This is a genomic window from Photobacterium arenosum, from assembly GCF_014841115.1.
Taxonomy (GTDB): Bacteria; Pseudomonadota; Gammaproteobacteria; order Enterobacterales; family Vibrionaceae; genus Photobacterium; species Photobacterium arenosum.
Map to the genome: position 1 here is coordinate 36,296 of NZ_JACYTP010000021.1, position 12,527 is coordinate 48,822.

19 protein-coding genes and 1 pseudogene are annotated in these 12,527 nt (G+C 41.9%); 7 read left to right on the top strand and 13 right to left on the bottom strand.

The window, feature by feature from the left end; translation table 11 throughout:
- Positions 1-2 precede the first annotated feature (2 nt).
- From IFO68_RS21125 to IFO68_RS21155, 7 genes are read right to left on the bottom strand one after another with little or no spacing between them, the layout of a single operon-like run.
- Positions 3-233, bottom strand: coding sequence for a hypothetical protein (locus IFO68_RS21125; RefSeq protein ID WP_192017755.1), 231 nt, complete (start codon positions 231-233; stop codon positions 3-5).
- Between the two features lie 2 nt (positions 234-235).
- Positions 236-646, bottom strand: coding sequence for a hypothetical protein (locus tag IFO68_RS21130; RefSeq protein ID WP_192017756.1), 411 nt, complete (start codon positions 644-646; stop codon positions 236-238).
- Positions 643-849, bottom strand: coding sequence for a hypothetical protein (locus tag IFO68_RS21135; RefSeq protein WP_192017757.1), 207 nt, complete (start codon positions 847-849; stop codon positions 643-645). Before IFO68_RS21135 ends, IFO68_RS21130 begins: the two co-directional genes overlap by 4 nt.
- Positions 846-1,178, bottom strand: a complete 333-nt coding sequence (locus IFO68_RS21140) for a hypothetical protein (protein ID WP_192017758.1) — start codon at positions 1,176-1,178, stop codon at positions 846-848. Before IFO68_RS21140 ends, IFO68_RS21135 begins: the two co-directional genes overlap by 4 nt.
- 27 nt (positions 1,179-1,205) lie before the next feature.
- On the bottom strand, positions 1,206-1,493 hold the full coding sequence (locus IFO68_RS21145; protein ID WP_192017759.1) for a hypothetical protein: 288 nt from the start codon (positions 1,491-1,493) through the stop codon (positions 1,206-1,208).
- A 9-nt stretch (positions 1,494-1,502) separates the two neighbouring features.
- Positions 1,503-2,051: a phage regulatory CII family protein gene (locus IFO68_RS21150; protein ID WP_192017760.1), complete on the bottom strand. Its 549-nt coding sequence runs from the start codon at positions 2,049-2,051 to the stop codon at positions 1,503-1,505.
- Positions 2,052-2,091: 40 nt separating this feature from the next.
- A complete protein-coding gene (locus IFO68_RS21155; protein WP_192017761.1) occupies positions 2,092-2,307 on the bottom strand; it encodes a DNA-binding protein in 216 nt (71 codons plus the stop codon).
- A gap of 102 nt (positions 2,308-2,409) precedes the next feature.
- On the opposite strand from IFO68_RS21155, the gene IFO68_RS21160 reads away from it, so the two are divergent.
- Positions 2,410-3,012, top strand: coding sequence for a phage repressor protein CI (locus IFO68_RS21160; protein WP_192017762.1), 603 nt, complete (start codon positions 2,410-2,412; stop codon positions 3,010-3,012).
- Between the two features lie 9 nt (positions 3,013-3,021).
- Complete coding sequence (locus tag IFO68_RS21165; RefSeq protein WP_192017763.1) at positions 3,022-4,332, top strand: hypothetical protein; 1,311 nt, start codon at positions 3,022-3,024, stop codon at positions 4,330-4,332.
- A gap of 100 nt (positions 4,333-4,432) precedes the next feature.
- Here the strand turns inward: IFO68_RS21165 and IFO68_RS21170 are convergent, their stop codons facing one another.
- Together IFO68_RS21170 and IFO68_RS21175 are read right to left on the bottom strand one after the other, a co-directional pair.
- Complete coding sequence (locus IFO68_RS21170) at positions 4,433-4,609, bottom strand: hypothetical protein (RefSeq protein WP_192017764.1); 177 nt, start codon at positions 4,607-4,609, stop codon at positions 4,433-4,435.
- A 60-nt stretch (positions 4,610-4,669) separates the two neighbouring features.
- On the bottom strand, positions 4,670-5,500 hold the full coding sequence (locus IFO68_RS21175) for a zeta toxin family protein (RefSeq protein WP_192017765.1): 831 nt from the start codon (positions 5,498-5,500) through the stop codon (positions 4,670-4,672).
- 594 nt (positions 5,501-6,094) lie between these two features.
- Between IFO68_RS21175 and IFO68_RS21180 the strand changes: the two genes are divergently transcribed.
- Positions 6,095-6,733, top strand: a complete 639-nt coding sequence (locus tag IFO68_RS21180) for an HNH endonuclease (protein WP_225445377.1) — start codon at positions 6,095-6,097, stop codon at positions 6,731-6,733.
- A 65-nt stretch (positions 6,734-6,798) separates the two neighbouring features.
- On the opposite strand, the gene IFO68_RS21185 is transcribed toward IFO68_RS21180, so the two are convergent.
- From IFO68_RS21185 to IFO68_RS21200, 4 genes are all read right to left on the bottom strand, one after another.
- Positions 6,799-7,380 (bottom strand): hypothetical protein, encoded by a 582-nt coding sequence (locus IFO68_RS21185; RefSeq protein WP_192017766.1) that lies wholly within the window; start codon positions 7,378-7,380, stop codon positions 6,799-6,801.
- Positions 7,381-7,728: 348 nt separating this feature from the next.
- Entirely contained in the window at positions 7,729-8,403 is a 675-nt protein-coding gene (locus tag IFO68_RS21190; RefSeq protein WP_192017767.1) for a hypothetical protein, read from the bottom strand.
- A gap of 340 nt (positions 8,404-8,743) precedes the next feature.
- Complete coding sequence (locus IFO68_RS21195; RefSeq protein WP_192017768.1) at positions 8,744-9,466, bottom strand: hypothetical protein; 723 nt, start codon at positions 9,464-9,466, stop codon at positions 8,744-8,746.
- 35 nt (positions 9,467-9,501) lie between these two features.
- The gene (locus IFO68_RS21200) at positions 9,502-9,837 is read right to left on the bottom strand and encodes a hypothetical protein (RefSeq protein ID WP_192017769.1); all 336 of its coding nucleotides are present in this window, start codon (positions 9,835-9,837) and stop codon (positions 9,502-9,504) included.
- Between the two features lie 277 nt (positions 9,838-10,114).
- Here IFO68_RS21200 and IFO68_RS21205 point away from each other — a divergent pair, with 277 nt between their 5' ends.
- The 4 genes and pseudogenes from IFO68_RS21205 (at position 10,115) to IFO68_RS21220 (ending at position 12,428) form a co-directional block, all read left to right on the top strand.
- Positions 10,115-11,137, top strand: coding sequence for a phage integrase (locus IFO68_RS21205; protein WP_192017770.1), 1,023 nt, complete (start codon positions 10,115-10,117; stop codon positions 11,135-11,137).
- Positions 11,138-11,279: 142 nt separating this feature from the next.
- Positions 11,280-11,537: pseudogene (locus tag IFO68_RS21210) on the top strand (IMP dehydrogenase); the annotation flags it as partial.
- 52 nt (positions 11,538-11,589) lie between these two features.
- The gene (locus tag IFO68_RS21215; protein ID WP_192017771.1) at positions 11,590-11,877 is read left to right on the top strand and encodes a hypothetical protein; all 288 of its coding nucleotides are present in this window, start codon (positions 11,590-11,592) and stop codon (positions 11,875-11,877) included.
- A gap of 179 nt (positions 11,878-12,056) precedes the next feature.
- Entirely contained in the window at positions 12,057-12,428 is a 372-nt protein-coding gene (locus tag IFO68_RS21220; RefSeq protein WP_192017772.1) for a hypothetical protein, read from the top strand.
- Positions 12,429-12,527 lie beyond the last annotated feature (99 nt).

Here is a 12,527-nt window from a genome sequence, read left to right on the forward strand (position 1 = left end):
GCTCATATCTCCACCAACTCCTGAGCATCCACCACTAACAAACCGCCGGCGCTGCTGTTGCGACGCAACACACCATTTCTCACATGGCGACATTCGAACATGTGGCAAGCCTGATCAATCGCCTCGTTTCGGCTGCTGCACTCGCCCACTTCCATGTTCATTACTTCACCGGTTTGCTCATTGCGAACAATGCCGCCATCGGCACAAACCACCACTGCAAAGAAACGCATCATGATCACACCTCGTTCAAGCTTGGGTTGTGGTGAATATCCACCGTTTGTGCCCACCAGGTTTGAATTGCTGCCGGCAGCGTGACCTGGCGATACTGGCCCGCCATGAAGAACAAACCGCGAATGGCGCCCATGGCCTGAAACTCTTCCATGCTGCCGTGTTCCGAACTGTTAAAAACACACATCCAGAACGCGAACCAACCGGTGAAAACATCATCGAGTGTTAACAACGCCATATCGTGTGCTAGGTGGAACGACTGCGCTTTCACCGCGTCCAGTGCGAACCATTCGCCTGCGGCGTCTTCCACGTAATCGAAAATCGTAATGAAGGCATCCACCGCCGGGCCAGGAAAGCCCACATCCGCAAACGCATCTTTTAGGTCATCGGCTGCAACCATAATGTGGCCCTTGTTCATGCTGGCACCTCTTCTTTGCTAGTAGCCAGAAAGGTATCCGCCTCACTCACGAAATAACGCGCATCTTCAACCATGCGAATCATGTCGGCGGTAGTACGGCCACTGCGGCGGATATTCTCGATATCGGCAGACATACAATCGGCCGACTCTTGCAACCGATCGCGAAGTAATTCAATCAGCTCAACGGCTGTAAACTGGCTCATGCTGGCACCTCGCACTTGTCCATCTCGTTTGCGATCACCTCAATCAGCTTGTCTTCCAACGCCAGCAACTGCGCTAAGGGTGTTGCGTTATCGCTGTAGCGGTTGCGATGCAAATAAACCTGTTCTTTCAACAGGTTCACGCTTTCGCGGGCACCATCCACAATGTGGTGTGTATTCACCGTGACATCGAATTGACTGAAGTAACCGTTGTAATTCACAAAGCCGTTCACATATTGGCTATTCGAAACAATCAGCTCCATAATGCCCGCAATCACAGATTGGCAATTGTGGTTCTCTTGTTCCTGCGTGTGGTTCTCGATAGATTTCATGTTGCCCTCCCAAGCTGGCCTTTCGGCCTACTGAAAATCTCGGAACGCCTTGTGCGCGAACGGCTTGAGCGCATCGGCAAGTGTGTTGATAGACCGGTGCAACGCTTTACGCTCCAGGTCTTCCATTTCGTGTAACTTCATCTCTACATGGCGTTGCTTCAAACCGGCTGAAAAGCACAAGGTGCGTTTTACGTCTTCAGTCAGATTGTCGTAACTCAGCCCCAGCGAACTCTTGCAGCCGAACAACTCGTGGCAATAGGCAATCGAATCTTTCGCTGAGCGCGGTTGGTTAAGTTGCTCTGCGGCGTTTCCCATGGTGACTCCTTAACTGAACCCCGGCATTGGCATCGAACCCAGTGCATCGACAGCACAAGAAAGCACAGGTACGGCCTGAAACTTGCCCTCGACTTCGTTCATCAGCATCACCAATTCACGAACGGCCTGCTGCGCGCGTTTTACCACTTGATCTTTGGTGCGTTGGTTGATGCGTTGCGTGGCATTCATTGCCAGCGTATGCGAACAAATTTCGCCGGTGGCCGCGGTAATGGTGAGCAAGCGATCGTTCATCGACTTCTTCGGCGCGTTGCTTTCCTCGGCCGGCAGAGGCGCGACGGTTAAATCGATTTCCTTCAGCAAGGCTTCAATCATGCGGGTATCCATTTCACCGGTAACCGGATCACGCGTGGCTTTGGTAAGCAGCATCATTTCAGTGGCGTACAAATGGTGTTTGGATTTTTTCACATCCAGCTTGTTGCATTGCTGCTGCGAGTTCAGCCCAACACGCGCCGCCAGTTCTTTAATGACATGCGCATTGCTGAATGCCACGCAGGCACTGTAAAAAGCCGAGTGTTTTGACTGTGCATTTGCAAACATGGTGGCGTCCTGCCCTTGGCGATATATTCAAATGACTTAATTAGTAAGCCGCGTCAGCGCCTTCATTCGATAAAGCCACCATGTTGATGAGTGGCTTTTCCTTTGGCTTGCCTGGGGATTTCGGACGGATGGGCAGCCGGCCTTCGTGAATCATTTTGTTCACCTGGCCGATGGTAATGCCTGAGATTTCAGAGAATTTCTGAACTGTGACAAAGGGACAAAGTGGCGCATTGAACACTATTGAAGAATTATTCATGGTGTTATCCTTATGAGTTGTTCAGTTACTTGGCTATCGAAAAACCGTGCAAGTTAATTCGATATCACTCTTTTGGGTTCTTTTAGGATGGTAGATCACTCAATGTTTGACGGTCAACATAAAATTCACCCTTTTGCCTACCAAGGCGGTAAGGACATAACTCAAAGACTAGAAAAGGCATTGAAAACTAAAGGGAATATGGGGCTAGCAAAAGTTTTAGGAATTAGCAGGGCTACCATTTCCACTTGGCATCAGCGTAACCAAACACCATTTGAAGTCGTGGTAAGAGTTCATCTTGCAACAGGTGCGTCACTCAAATGGCTCATTCTAGGCGAAGGTGAAATGTATGTGAGTGATGATTCAAATGCAGGTCGAAACACAGTCAACCTCCCTTACTTCTCATTCAAAGATGGTGATTTGGTGGAAGAGGAAAAGCTTCAATTTGATCGCCGCTATCTAGAAAGTAAAAGAGTGCTGGTAAGCGACAACCTGATTGTTGTGGCAAAAAATGGCGACTTGGTATTTGTAGATAAGAGCTTTGACAAAGCAATTTCAGGCCAGTATCTGATCAAAATCGATGGGGATGTATCCATCAACTCGCTACAAAAACTGCCTGGTAACAAGGTAGCGATTGAGTTCTCCAACTCTACAGTTCAGTTGGATGAAAGGGATATTGAGGTTCTGGGGAAGGTTATTTCAAATTAAGGATGATAAATGACTGCAGAAATTGCTGTATATAACAAAAGTGGAGTAGCTTTAGCTGCTGATTCAGCAGTGACAATATCTCAAAATGAATCAAGTAAAATATATAATGGTGCTGAAAAACTGTTCGCTCTAACAAAACATCATCCTGTTGGTATAATGGTTAATGGCTCAGGAGCACTTTGTGGTGTTCCTTGGGAAATGATTATCAAAGAATATAGAAAACATCTCGGAATAAAATCTTTCGATAGAATTGATGAATATGCTTCTGATTTCTTTCAGTTTATTGAGGATTCAAACTTATTAATCCCAAGTGACTTTAGAGAAAACTTTCTTTATCAATTGTATGAAGAAATACTTGAACAGGCAGCTAATCTCGTAGAAAGCCAATCTGAATATAGTGAGCATATTGAAAATTTATCTACTCCTCCAATGGAGTTGATCATTAGTTTATTCGTAAAAGTTTTTGATGCAATGATTTCTGGTATGGAAAAAAGAGATTTTCTTCAGAATTTTTCTGACGAGGATTTCAGCGACATAATGGATGACATACCTGAAATATTAGATTTAATTATTAATGATTATTTAGAAGATTATATTCAAGATGGGATGATGGTTACTTCGGATTTTAAGAAGAAATTCGAACAACTATGTTGTATAGCAACAACAAAGCTTATTCCTACAATTCAAAATGCTGGCGTTATCTTTGCCGGTTATGGTGACAAAGAGTTCTTTCCAGTCATTAAGAGCTTTAATGTTCAGGGTTTTTTTCACTCTAAAGTCAGATATTCTATCCAAAATTCAAAATGTGTAAGCAGTCCAGGCGAGAGTGGAATCATCCCGTATGCACAGGAAGAAGAAGTTGCAAGCTTTATTACAGGGACAACTCCAAATATAAAGAACAAATTTTTAGACGAAATAAAAAACTCAATTTCTAAAATTGCAGGACATATATCTAAAGAATTATCAAATATTGGAGTTGAACCAGATGTACAAGATCAATTCCATTCGGATATTTTAAAAATTAGCGTTGAGGAATGTGAAAACATATATAACAACGTTGACTCATGGGTGAAAAGAGAATATACACAGCCAATTGTAGATATGGTTCAACATCTGCCAAAAGAAGAAATGGCAAATATGGCCGAATCGCTTGTAAATCTATCTGCTTTTAGGCGAAAAGTGACTAATCAGCAAGAAACTGTTGGCGGACCAATTGATGTAGCGATTATTTCTAAAGGAGACGGATTCATTTGGTACAAGAGAAAACATTATTTCCAAAAAGAACTAAACTTACATTACTTCAATGAAATAAAACAATAATTCCTTATGATGAAAAAGCAACAACCATTTTACATTGAATTTATATAAGTCAGTAAAAAAAAGAGCGGGAAATCCGCTCTCTTTTTCAAACAGAAAACATTTAAACCTTATATCCCTTATAAAAATCTTCAATATCCTTTAAAGAATATTTTTCTAGCGTGCTTTTCAAAACTTTTACTTCGTAAGAATCTTTATCAGAAAACTGGGACTTAGCTCTACGTGCACTTTGAGCACGTTTTCTATTAACTCTACCAGCGTTATCTCGTACTGAACTCATATTATTCACTCCTTTTTATAATATAATATTAAACCTAAAGTAGTTATTAATCAAGACTGGCTAAAAAAGCAAAAAATTCAGTCCATTAGATTCAATCACTATTGGATCACTTCCCTTGTCAACATCTGTTGACACCTTAAAAAAACCACTCCACTCATCATCATTTTTAATTAAATCATATACTTCTGATGGTCTCTCACCGTACTCGTCAAAGATTTTTTTTATAGGGATATATCTTTTACTTATTTGATATCGTTCAATTGCTCTTTTGAGTGCTTTTATAGGATCAAGCCACACTAACCCCAAAGTAACCTCATAACCAACATTAGTAAGAATATCACGCAAAGTTCTTATTGATTTTGGTTTGGAGCCAATTTTAGGGATTACTAAATTGTGACTGTAATTCATTGAAAATGTTACCAAAGAAGGAGGATCACCTAACACAATTTTATCCGACTCTTTATGAACCCAAGCCGCACCAGTCGGAAAAGACATTTCAGGAAACTTGCGCTTTGCAAAGTCCGAGTCAATAATAACCGACCCCAATTGTTCCGCAATTTTACTGGCAACTGTTGATTTACCTGAAGCAGGCAAACCAATTAAAATAACAGCCTTTTTTTCTGAAATGACACCAGAGCGAGGCATAGCTCCGCCAACTCCAATTCGAATATGGTCATCGTCTTCTAGAACTGGTCGATGGATCAAATCAGATAAAATTGACTTAGTTATTTCATCTCGTCTTAAATCAGATTTGACCCACTTTTCAACTTCATATTCACTCATCACATTCTCAATTAAAGATATTTCCCTGGCTAGAACCATTGTATTTATATTTTCTGCATATCCTAATTTTTCAATCAAAAATCTTTCCGTATCTTTAATATTTCTCATATAAGTCACATTTATAATTAGTAATAAAGAGTGAAGTGTGTTCAATATTTATATTTAAATGAATACCATGTGATGAAAACATAGAAATGAATAATAAAATCACATAAAAACAATGCGTTTATCATCTGAATGATATGTGATTAATTTTAAGATTGAACAATATACTCATTCTCTCTTCCTTAGAGTAAGAGAGTTTTACACTTTCTATCTATGCTCTAACGTAACTTTCATCAACTTCATGTTAGCAGATAAGATAAGAATGAAACGTGGGTTGATCACAGATTGGGCGTTGTGCAATTTTCCTCAATATTTTTCAATACACATACAATAAGAGTTTGTTTAGACTCTGATTATCCAGGTAACCAAATCTATAAGGTTCAGAAGAAGTTGATGTTCGAAGTTGGAAAAGAATACCACCGCCAGTCAGAAATCCATGGCGTGTACAAAGGCCAGGCCTAGGGCGGTATATCCACCCCTTCGGGCATGGATGCGATCTTCATTTTTACCGGAGACGGCGGTGAGAAACACGGCTATGCCGACGACTTCGGCGACGATGGCATTTTCTACTACACCGGCGAAGGCCAGTAAGGCGACATGGAAATGGTGCGCGGGAACAAGGCTATTTTGAACAACATGAAAGATGGCCGCACCATTCATATCTTTGAGTATGTGCGCAAAGCTTACGTGCGTTACAACGGTTCGGCCGACTGCATTGGTTACCACGAAGAACAACGGCCCGACACACACGGGACCAAGCGCAACGCGTTCATCTTCCATTTAATGATGCACAGCCAAGATGAAGTGGAAGCTAATACCGATCACTTACCTGAAGTGGCCGACGTCTCGAAAGCACAAAAGCCCATCGAGAAAGAACTGAAGAAACTCAAAACCCTGGCCGAGTTACGCAAGGCAGCGTTGAGCACATCATCTTCAAGCGCCGATACCAAAACCCGCCAGGTTGCTACCTACTACCGTTCTGAAGCATTGAAGAAATACGTGAAGGCCAGAGCAAAAGGCAACTGCGAAGGCTGCGACACCCCCGCCCCATTTGAAACAAAAAAAGGCCCCTACCTGGAGCCCCATCACGTCCACCGCCTCGCCGACGGCGGCCCCGATCATCCAAAATTCGTCATCGCCCTCTGCCCCACCTGCCACCGCCGCGCCCACTACGCCGTGGATGCAGCCGCATTCAACCAAACCTTGATTGAAAAATTGGTGGGGATTGAGGGGTGAGGGATGACCGCACCAATAATCTGGTTAGATTGTTGGTGCGGTTGCTATATCAAAAGTATGTTAAATTACTCCATTGGTATGTATGCAAATGGATAATTAAGTATTTGAAATCGCTTACAGGCTGTATGAACGCTTCTTAAAGTATCATCAATGCTACCCCAGTGCTGCTTATCTATTCCCGGATATTTATTCCTATATTCATAGTGAACAATCACGGTGAACAAACCAGCTAATGCTAACAGCACATTATTTAAATTAGCTTTCGCATAATTCTCCGACCTATCATGCTTCACCTTGTTGTGATATACCCACCAACTTGGCCGTTGATCTTTAGTAACCTCCGCCCAAGGTTTAAAATCTTCCTTTAGGCCGGAACACCTCACCTCTTGACCCACAAAATCTGGTATATGCTCAACAACAATATCTAGGTAACCGGCCATATTCTTAGGCTTAGATTGATTATCTGTTAATAACCCGCAAAGCAATTTCATGATAACATCAACTTCAGAGCAAATTGAAAGATACAATCGGGTTAATTCAATTGAATACACTTTGAAATTGTCTTCACTGATCTCAATATATCGGGAAAGCTTATCAATATCATCCTCGAAGGTTTTGTAATAAGCGAGAAAATTTACCTGGCTCAACTGCTATCCTCATCAACTCAGTCTTATCAAACCATCCTATCGGACCTACATTTTTGTTGAAACACTAACCGCTTCTCAAGCATAGAAAAATGCTTGACCTTTGAAGCTGATCCATAGGTCCTCGGCTTCGTTTACAAGCCAGTCATCCACCTTTCGCAAACTTGTGGGCAAACTCGCTTCACAAATTGTGCTCCTGACAGCTGAACTTACTGTTTTTAAAAAGACTATTAATCGCATTGCCACCTCCTGTGTGATGGCTAAGCTTGTAGCACTTTTTAGCAATCAATTACGTATCTCTACGACAATAATGCGAAGAACCACGCTGGCTGCATGTAAATTAAGCCAGCCTTATTTCTTGTCTTGAGACGTCGTGCGTATAGGCAAGGGATTCACAAGAGTTTGTCGCCACTTTTTGTACTGCTCATTATTTGCTTTATGCATCTTGCCTAATTTATCTAATTTTAGAAAAAGAAGAGCATAAAGAACTGTGTATAATAGAAAAAATGCAACTGGAGTAGTATTGCTATTTAATATAGCGTCCATCCATTTCCTTTCCTGGTTATTATAGTTTTCAACTTTATATAATTTAGTATTAAGACTAGCTATAGTGCTTTTTAATTCAATAAGCATAAGCGCATAGAAATCTTCTGAAACCAAATCATTTAAATAATTATTAGCTTTTGAGTAAATGCTTTGAAACTCTACGATTGCCATATCGCAGACCTTATTTTTTTGAGTTTCGCTTATATTACCTTCATTACATACAGTCATTAAATCATACACATATTGATGCCTATCAATATTTCTTTTTAATTCAACTCGAATGGAAATATTTTTGTCATTTTCTGTTGCTTTATAGTTCAACCAGTATATACCGCCGTAGAAAGCGCTATAAAACAACATTTGCAATATGATTTGTATTGCAATAAATCCCACAAACCCTTTTGAAAAAACTTTTAATACCCTATCTAACTTTCGATTCAAAAAATCAAAATCTTCATACGCATCTTTTAAATTTGTCATTAACTAACATCCTTGCTGGCTAATATTACTTAAGCTTCTCAAATAAAAGTGGTAAAATGAACGTTGAAATAATCCCCTTTATTAAATCATCGGAGATATAGACCATGAAAAAAAGCATGATTAAGAATGTGACGATCTTCTTGAAAGATATTTCAAATAAACCAGCCGTTAAGCGGTTAATAAATAATGATTTTGTTAAAAATAGTTTACGTTTATTGGTGTGGCTTTGTGGTAGGTTGACTTCATCGCTCCGCTTTTTGAAACACCGTAAACCGGCTTTCAACCTACCACAAAGCCACACCTAAGTCAATACACTGCAATGTCATTCAATATAGTTCTTTTAGCTATGATGGTTGCTTAGTACAAGCACGATGTGTCTTAAGTTTCCAAGCTCCCAATGACCTTTTCGCAGTGCCTCTTGTTCTTGAGCTGTTAAAGTTGATGCTGACCATGGAATTACACCATTTACTGGGGTATCTCCTCGAGGTAGTAACTCAACAAGCATTTGTTTTTGATTATCATCATACAACTTGACTACTCCCCACTTACAAACCCCAAATGCCCACAACTTATGACCTGCTATGCTTTGGGTAAAGTCACTGATCACCGTTCCATGCTGTTCCATCAAGGTTAAATATACATGCTTTGTAATATGTACACCTTCATAGTCAGGATCAACGAAAGCACCACGTATTTGCTTACCGCTAATTCGGCCGCTGTCCATTTCTATATCCATATCCTTGAATACATAACGAGCAATCTGGATTTCACTTTCATAAGGGATGCCAAGCTTTAAAGCTTCATCAGCAGCACTAATTTTACATTGCGACTCTGAAAAAACCTTTCCCGCATAGTATTCTGGATACTCATCCCCTTTAGCGTAATTGAGCTTATAGACAATTACAGCACCTGAATAAGTACTACCCTTAATCGGACAGATCTCTAAACGGTATAAATTACCGTCCATGTCATTGTAAAAGTACTGTTCAAAAATGTTAGCAAGAAGGCCCTGAACTGGTTGGTCCAAGGCCTTTGAATAGTCAGGAATTACGGCAGGTGCCATCTATTAACCAATCTCCATATAGGTTAATGCAAATTTTAAGCTGTCATAGCCTGGAGGTATTGCTGATCTTGCTCAACAATTGAGTCAATTTTCTGCTTTATGTAGCTTTCTAAAGCTGCAAATTCAGGATGCTGAGATGCTGGGCTAGTCACATAACGCAGCTTATTGTGTTTGAGACTCACTTCGGTGACAACAAGGATCTCTTCCCATGCCTTTTTGTCATGAAAATCGTTTAGCACTACAATGTAACGTGAGTTGTGCTTGCGCATATTGAGGCTACGTACTTCCACCTCACGTGCAAAACCGGGCAGATAGAAAGCATCCACCTTTTTCGTTCTACTCATGATCGATTGTACTGTACGTGTATACATTGCACTCACTCCGGCAACTACCCATTAAATAATACGTCTACGTGTAAAGTATTTAACCATTGTGGCTAAATATCAACAGAAATTTGGTTGATTTCTTTCATGCAAATTAGTGCAAATCTTTACAACTTGTTGCAACTTGTCGTTATGGTTGCGCCAAATTAGCTTTAACTTACTGATTCATCAGCTTCAAATGTTTTTTACACTCTATGTAAACATTGAAAAACATCGAAGCTCATAGCACAATAACTGTATAAATAAACAGTAATCTGTGTAGCTTATGACAGTTCGAAAACTTGAAGATGGCGGATGGATTTGCGATTGCTACCCCAATGGCCGCTCTGGGAAACGCGTTAGAAAACGCTTTGCGACAAAAGGTGAAGCAACAGCCTTTGAACGACATACCATGCGTGAGGTGGATGAGAAGCCGTGGCTTGGTGTTGCAGCCGATCGCCGCCGGCTGTTAGACCTTCTGAACATTTGGTATTCAATGTACGGGGTCAGCCTAAGTAATGGCAACGTGATCAAAGACAAAATGGACCACATGGCAAGGGCCATGGGCAACCCGTTGGCAGCCAAGTTTACCAGTAAAATCTATTCCAACTTCCGACAACTGCGTATGGCCGGCGACATCAATTTTGTTGCTCGACGCTGGCAAAAAGGCGCACCCTCAATCGCCACTCTCAATTCAGAGCTTTCGCGATTCAAAGCTGTATTCAGTAAACTGAAAGAACTGGGAGAATGGGTTGGCCCAAACCCGCTGGAAGATATTAAGCCACTGAAAGATCATGAACGTCAGATGGCGTTTTTGACTTCAGAACAGATCGCACATCTGCTTGAGCTCGTCGCACAGCATGAGCGAGAGGATATGCTCAAAATTGTAAAGATTTGCCTTGCCACCGGTGCTCGCTGGAACGAGGCAGCAAAGTTACGCGGTAGCCAACTAAGCAAATATAAAATCACCTACACCAACACAAAGAATAAGAAGAATCGGTCGATTCCAATTTCGCCCGAACTCTACGAAGAGATTTACAAACCAACATCCGGACAGTTATTTCAGGAGTGCTATACGCCATTTTGCTATCTGCTAAAGACGAAGGTTTTTAAGGACATTCCAACCGGCCAGGCAACCCACGTTTTGCGCCACACGTTTGCCAGCCACTTTATGATGAATGGCGGAAACATCCTGGTGCTGAAAGATATCCTCGGCCATGCTGATATTGGCATGACGATGCGCTATGCGCATTTTTCCCCAGAACACCTTTCAGATGCGATCAGCAAAAACCCTCTTGCCAACCTCTGAATCCCCGCCTGAAAAAGTGACTACATTTTGTCTACGTTCGTGAAAAAAACGGTAAAAAATAGCATTAAATACCTGTATAACCACACAGTAAACACCTCACAACCAACACATAAGAAACTGTTTTTAAAGGGATTGTGTTATTTTTATGAAGTTCTACGGCATGTCATCGCAGAGCGCGATGGACAAGCATTCCGGCGGTGTTGCCAACTACCGTGCCGCTGAAGGAAAAACCGTACTATTGCCCTACCGCGGCCCTGTGGAATACACCATCCAGGATATCATGGGCGGCGTGCGATCAACCTGCACCTACGTTGGCGCGGCGAAGCTCAAAGAGCTCACAAAACGCACCACTTTCATCCGTGTTCGTGAGCAAGAAAACAACGTGTACGGGAAAGAGTGATTCGGTTTTTCCGATGTGTTTGAGGCCGCTTTGAGCGGCCTTTTTTGTCACTATGCCCCGTCCCTATGCTGAACACGTTATCTACAAACGCCAATACCAAACCCACCAAGTCACCACCGACTACCATTCTGAAGCATTGAAGAAATACGTGAAGGCCAGAGCAAAAGGCAACTGCGAAGGCTGCGACACCCCCGCCCCATTTGAAACAAAAAAAGGCACCTACCTGGAGCACCATCACGTCCACCGCCTCGCCACTACAGATGCCGCCGCATTCAACCAAACGTTGATTGAGAAATTGATGGGGATTGAGGGTAAGAAACTGCACCTGCCAACTAGTTAAGTGACAGGTACAGTTCTTCACCCTCTCCAATCCGAAGCTTTTGCAATCGTTGTGAACCTAACTTGTCATAACTATCCCTACAAAATGTAGGACTTTGCTGCATATTGCACAGTTCAAGCATTGACCATTGCAACAAATCTAAGTAATACTCAGTGCATACACATTGCCTTGAGATCACCATGCTAGAAGTTGAATTTACGCATGATGGTAGCCGGTGTACCCCCGAGCTATTCATCGCTGCCCCCGAGAAGTATGAAGGTCTCATCGTCTGTATTGAATGCCGAAAAAGAGCCTGGTTTACCAAGGGGTTTACCACGGTTAAAGGGGTTGAACGAACAGCATGCTTCGGTTCCCACCATGAAGATGGTTGTAATAGAGCCTCTTCGATTTTAGAAGCCGAAGACATGGAGGGCATTGAAACAGACGAAAACGGTGATAACAAATCAGCCGATATTTTCATTAACCTTGATAAAACTAAGCACGGGCAAATTGAAAAATCTGTCGACAATGATAAAACGGATGCCCCATGTACTAATTCAGACCTGATCTGACAGTTACCCACTTTTCAACTCGGTGCCTGTCAGATTATATCTGAGCTAGATTCTTCTCTGCCCAGATTGATTTCCCATCCTCTAATGTTTCTATTGGCG

Bases quoted from the DNA above. Each gene is read 5' to 3' on its own strand.
- IFO68_RS21170 (WP_192017764.1), bottom strand. From the start codon at position 4,609: ATGAGTTCAGTACGAGATAACGCTGGTAGAGTTAATAGAAAACGTGCT.
- IFO68_RS21145 (WP_192017759.1), bottom strand. From the start codon at position 1,493: ATGGGAAACGCCGCAGAGCAACTTAACCAACCGCGCTCAGCGAAAGAT.
- IFO68_RS21135 (WP_192017757.1), bottom strand. From the start codon at position 849: ATGAGCCAGTTTACAGCCGTTGAGCTGATTGAATTACTTCGCGATCGG.
- IFO68_RS21180 (WP_225445377.1), top strand. From the start codon at position 6,095: ATGGAAATGGTGCGCGGGAACAAGGCTATTTTGAACAACATGAAAGAT.
- IFO68_RS21160 (WP_192017762.1), top strand. From the start codon at position 2,410: ATGTTTGACGGTCAACATAAAATTCACCCTTTTGCCTACCAAGGCGGT.
- IFO68_RS21220 (WP_192017772.1), top strand. From the start codon at position 12,057: ATGCTAGAAGTTGAATTTACGCATGATGGTAGCCGGTGTACCCCCGAG.
- IFO68_RS21215 (WP_192017771.1), top strand. From the start codon at position 11,590: ATGCCCCGTCCCTATGCTGAACACGTTATCTACAAACGCCAATACCAA.
- IFO68_RS21150 (WP_192017760.1), bottom strand. From the start codon at position 2,051: ATGTTTGCAAATGCACAGTCAAAACACTCGGCTTTTTACAGTGCCTGC.
- IFO68_RS21175 (WP_192017765.1), bottom strand. From the start codon at position 5,500: ATGAGAAATATTAAAGATACGGAAAGATTTTTGATTGAAAAATTAGGA.
- IFO68_RS21155 (WP_192017761.1), bottom strand. From the start codon at position 2,307: ATGAATAATTCTTCAATAGTGTTCAATGCGCCACTTTGTCCCTTTGTC.
- IFO68_RS21195 (WP_192017768.1), bottom strand. From the start codon at position 9,466: ATGGCACCTGCCGTAATTCCTGACTATTCAAAGGCCTTGGACCAACCA.
- IFO68_RS21165 (WP_192017763.1), top strand. From the start codon at position 3,022: ATGACTGCAGAAATTGCTGTATATAACAAAAGTGGAGTAGCTTTAGCT.
- IFO68_RS21140 (WP_192017758.1), bottom strand. From the start codon at position 1,178: ATGAAATCTATCGAGAACCACACGCAGGAACAAGAGAACCACAATTGC.
- IFO68_RS21125 (WP_192017755.1), bottom strand. From the start codon at position 233: ATGATGCGTTTCTTTGCAGTGGTGGTTTGTGCCGATGGCGGCATTGTT.
- IFO68_RS21200 (WP_192017769.1), bottom strand. From the start codon at position 9,837: ATGTATACACGTACAGTACAATCGATCATGAGTAGAACGAAAAAGGTG.
- IFO68_RS21190 (WP_192017767.1), bottom strand. From the start codon at position 8,403: ATGACAAATTTAAAAGATGCGTATGAAGATTTTGATTTTTTGAATCGA.
- IFO68_RS21130 (WP_192017756.1), bottom strand. From the start codon at position 646: ATGAACAAGGGCCACATTATGGTTGCAGCCGATGACCTAAAAGATGCG.
- IFO68_RS21205 (WP_192017770.1), top strand. From the start codon at position 10,115: ATGACAGTTCGAAAACTTGAAGATGGCGGATGGATTTGCGATTGCTAC.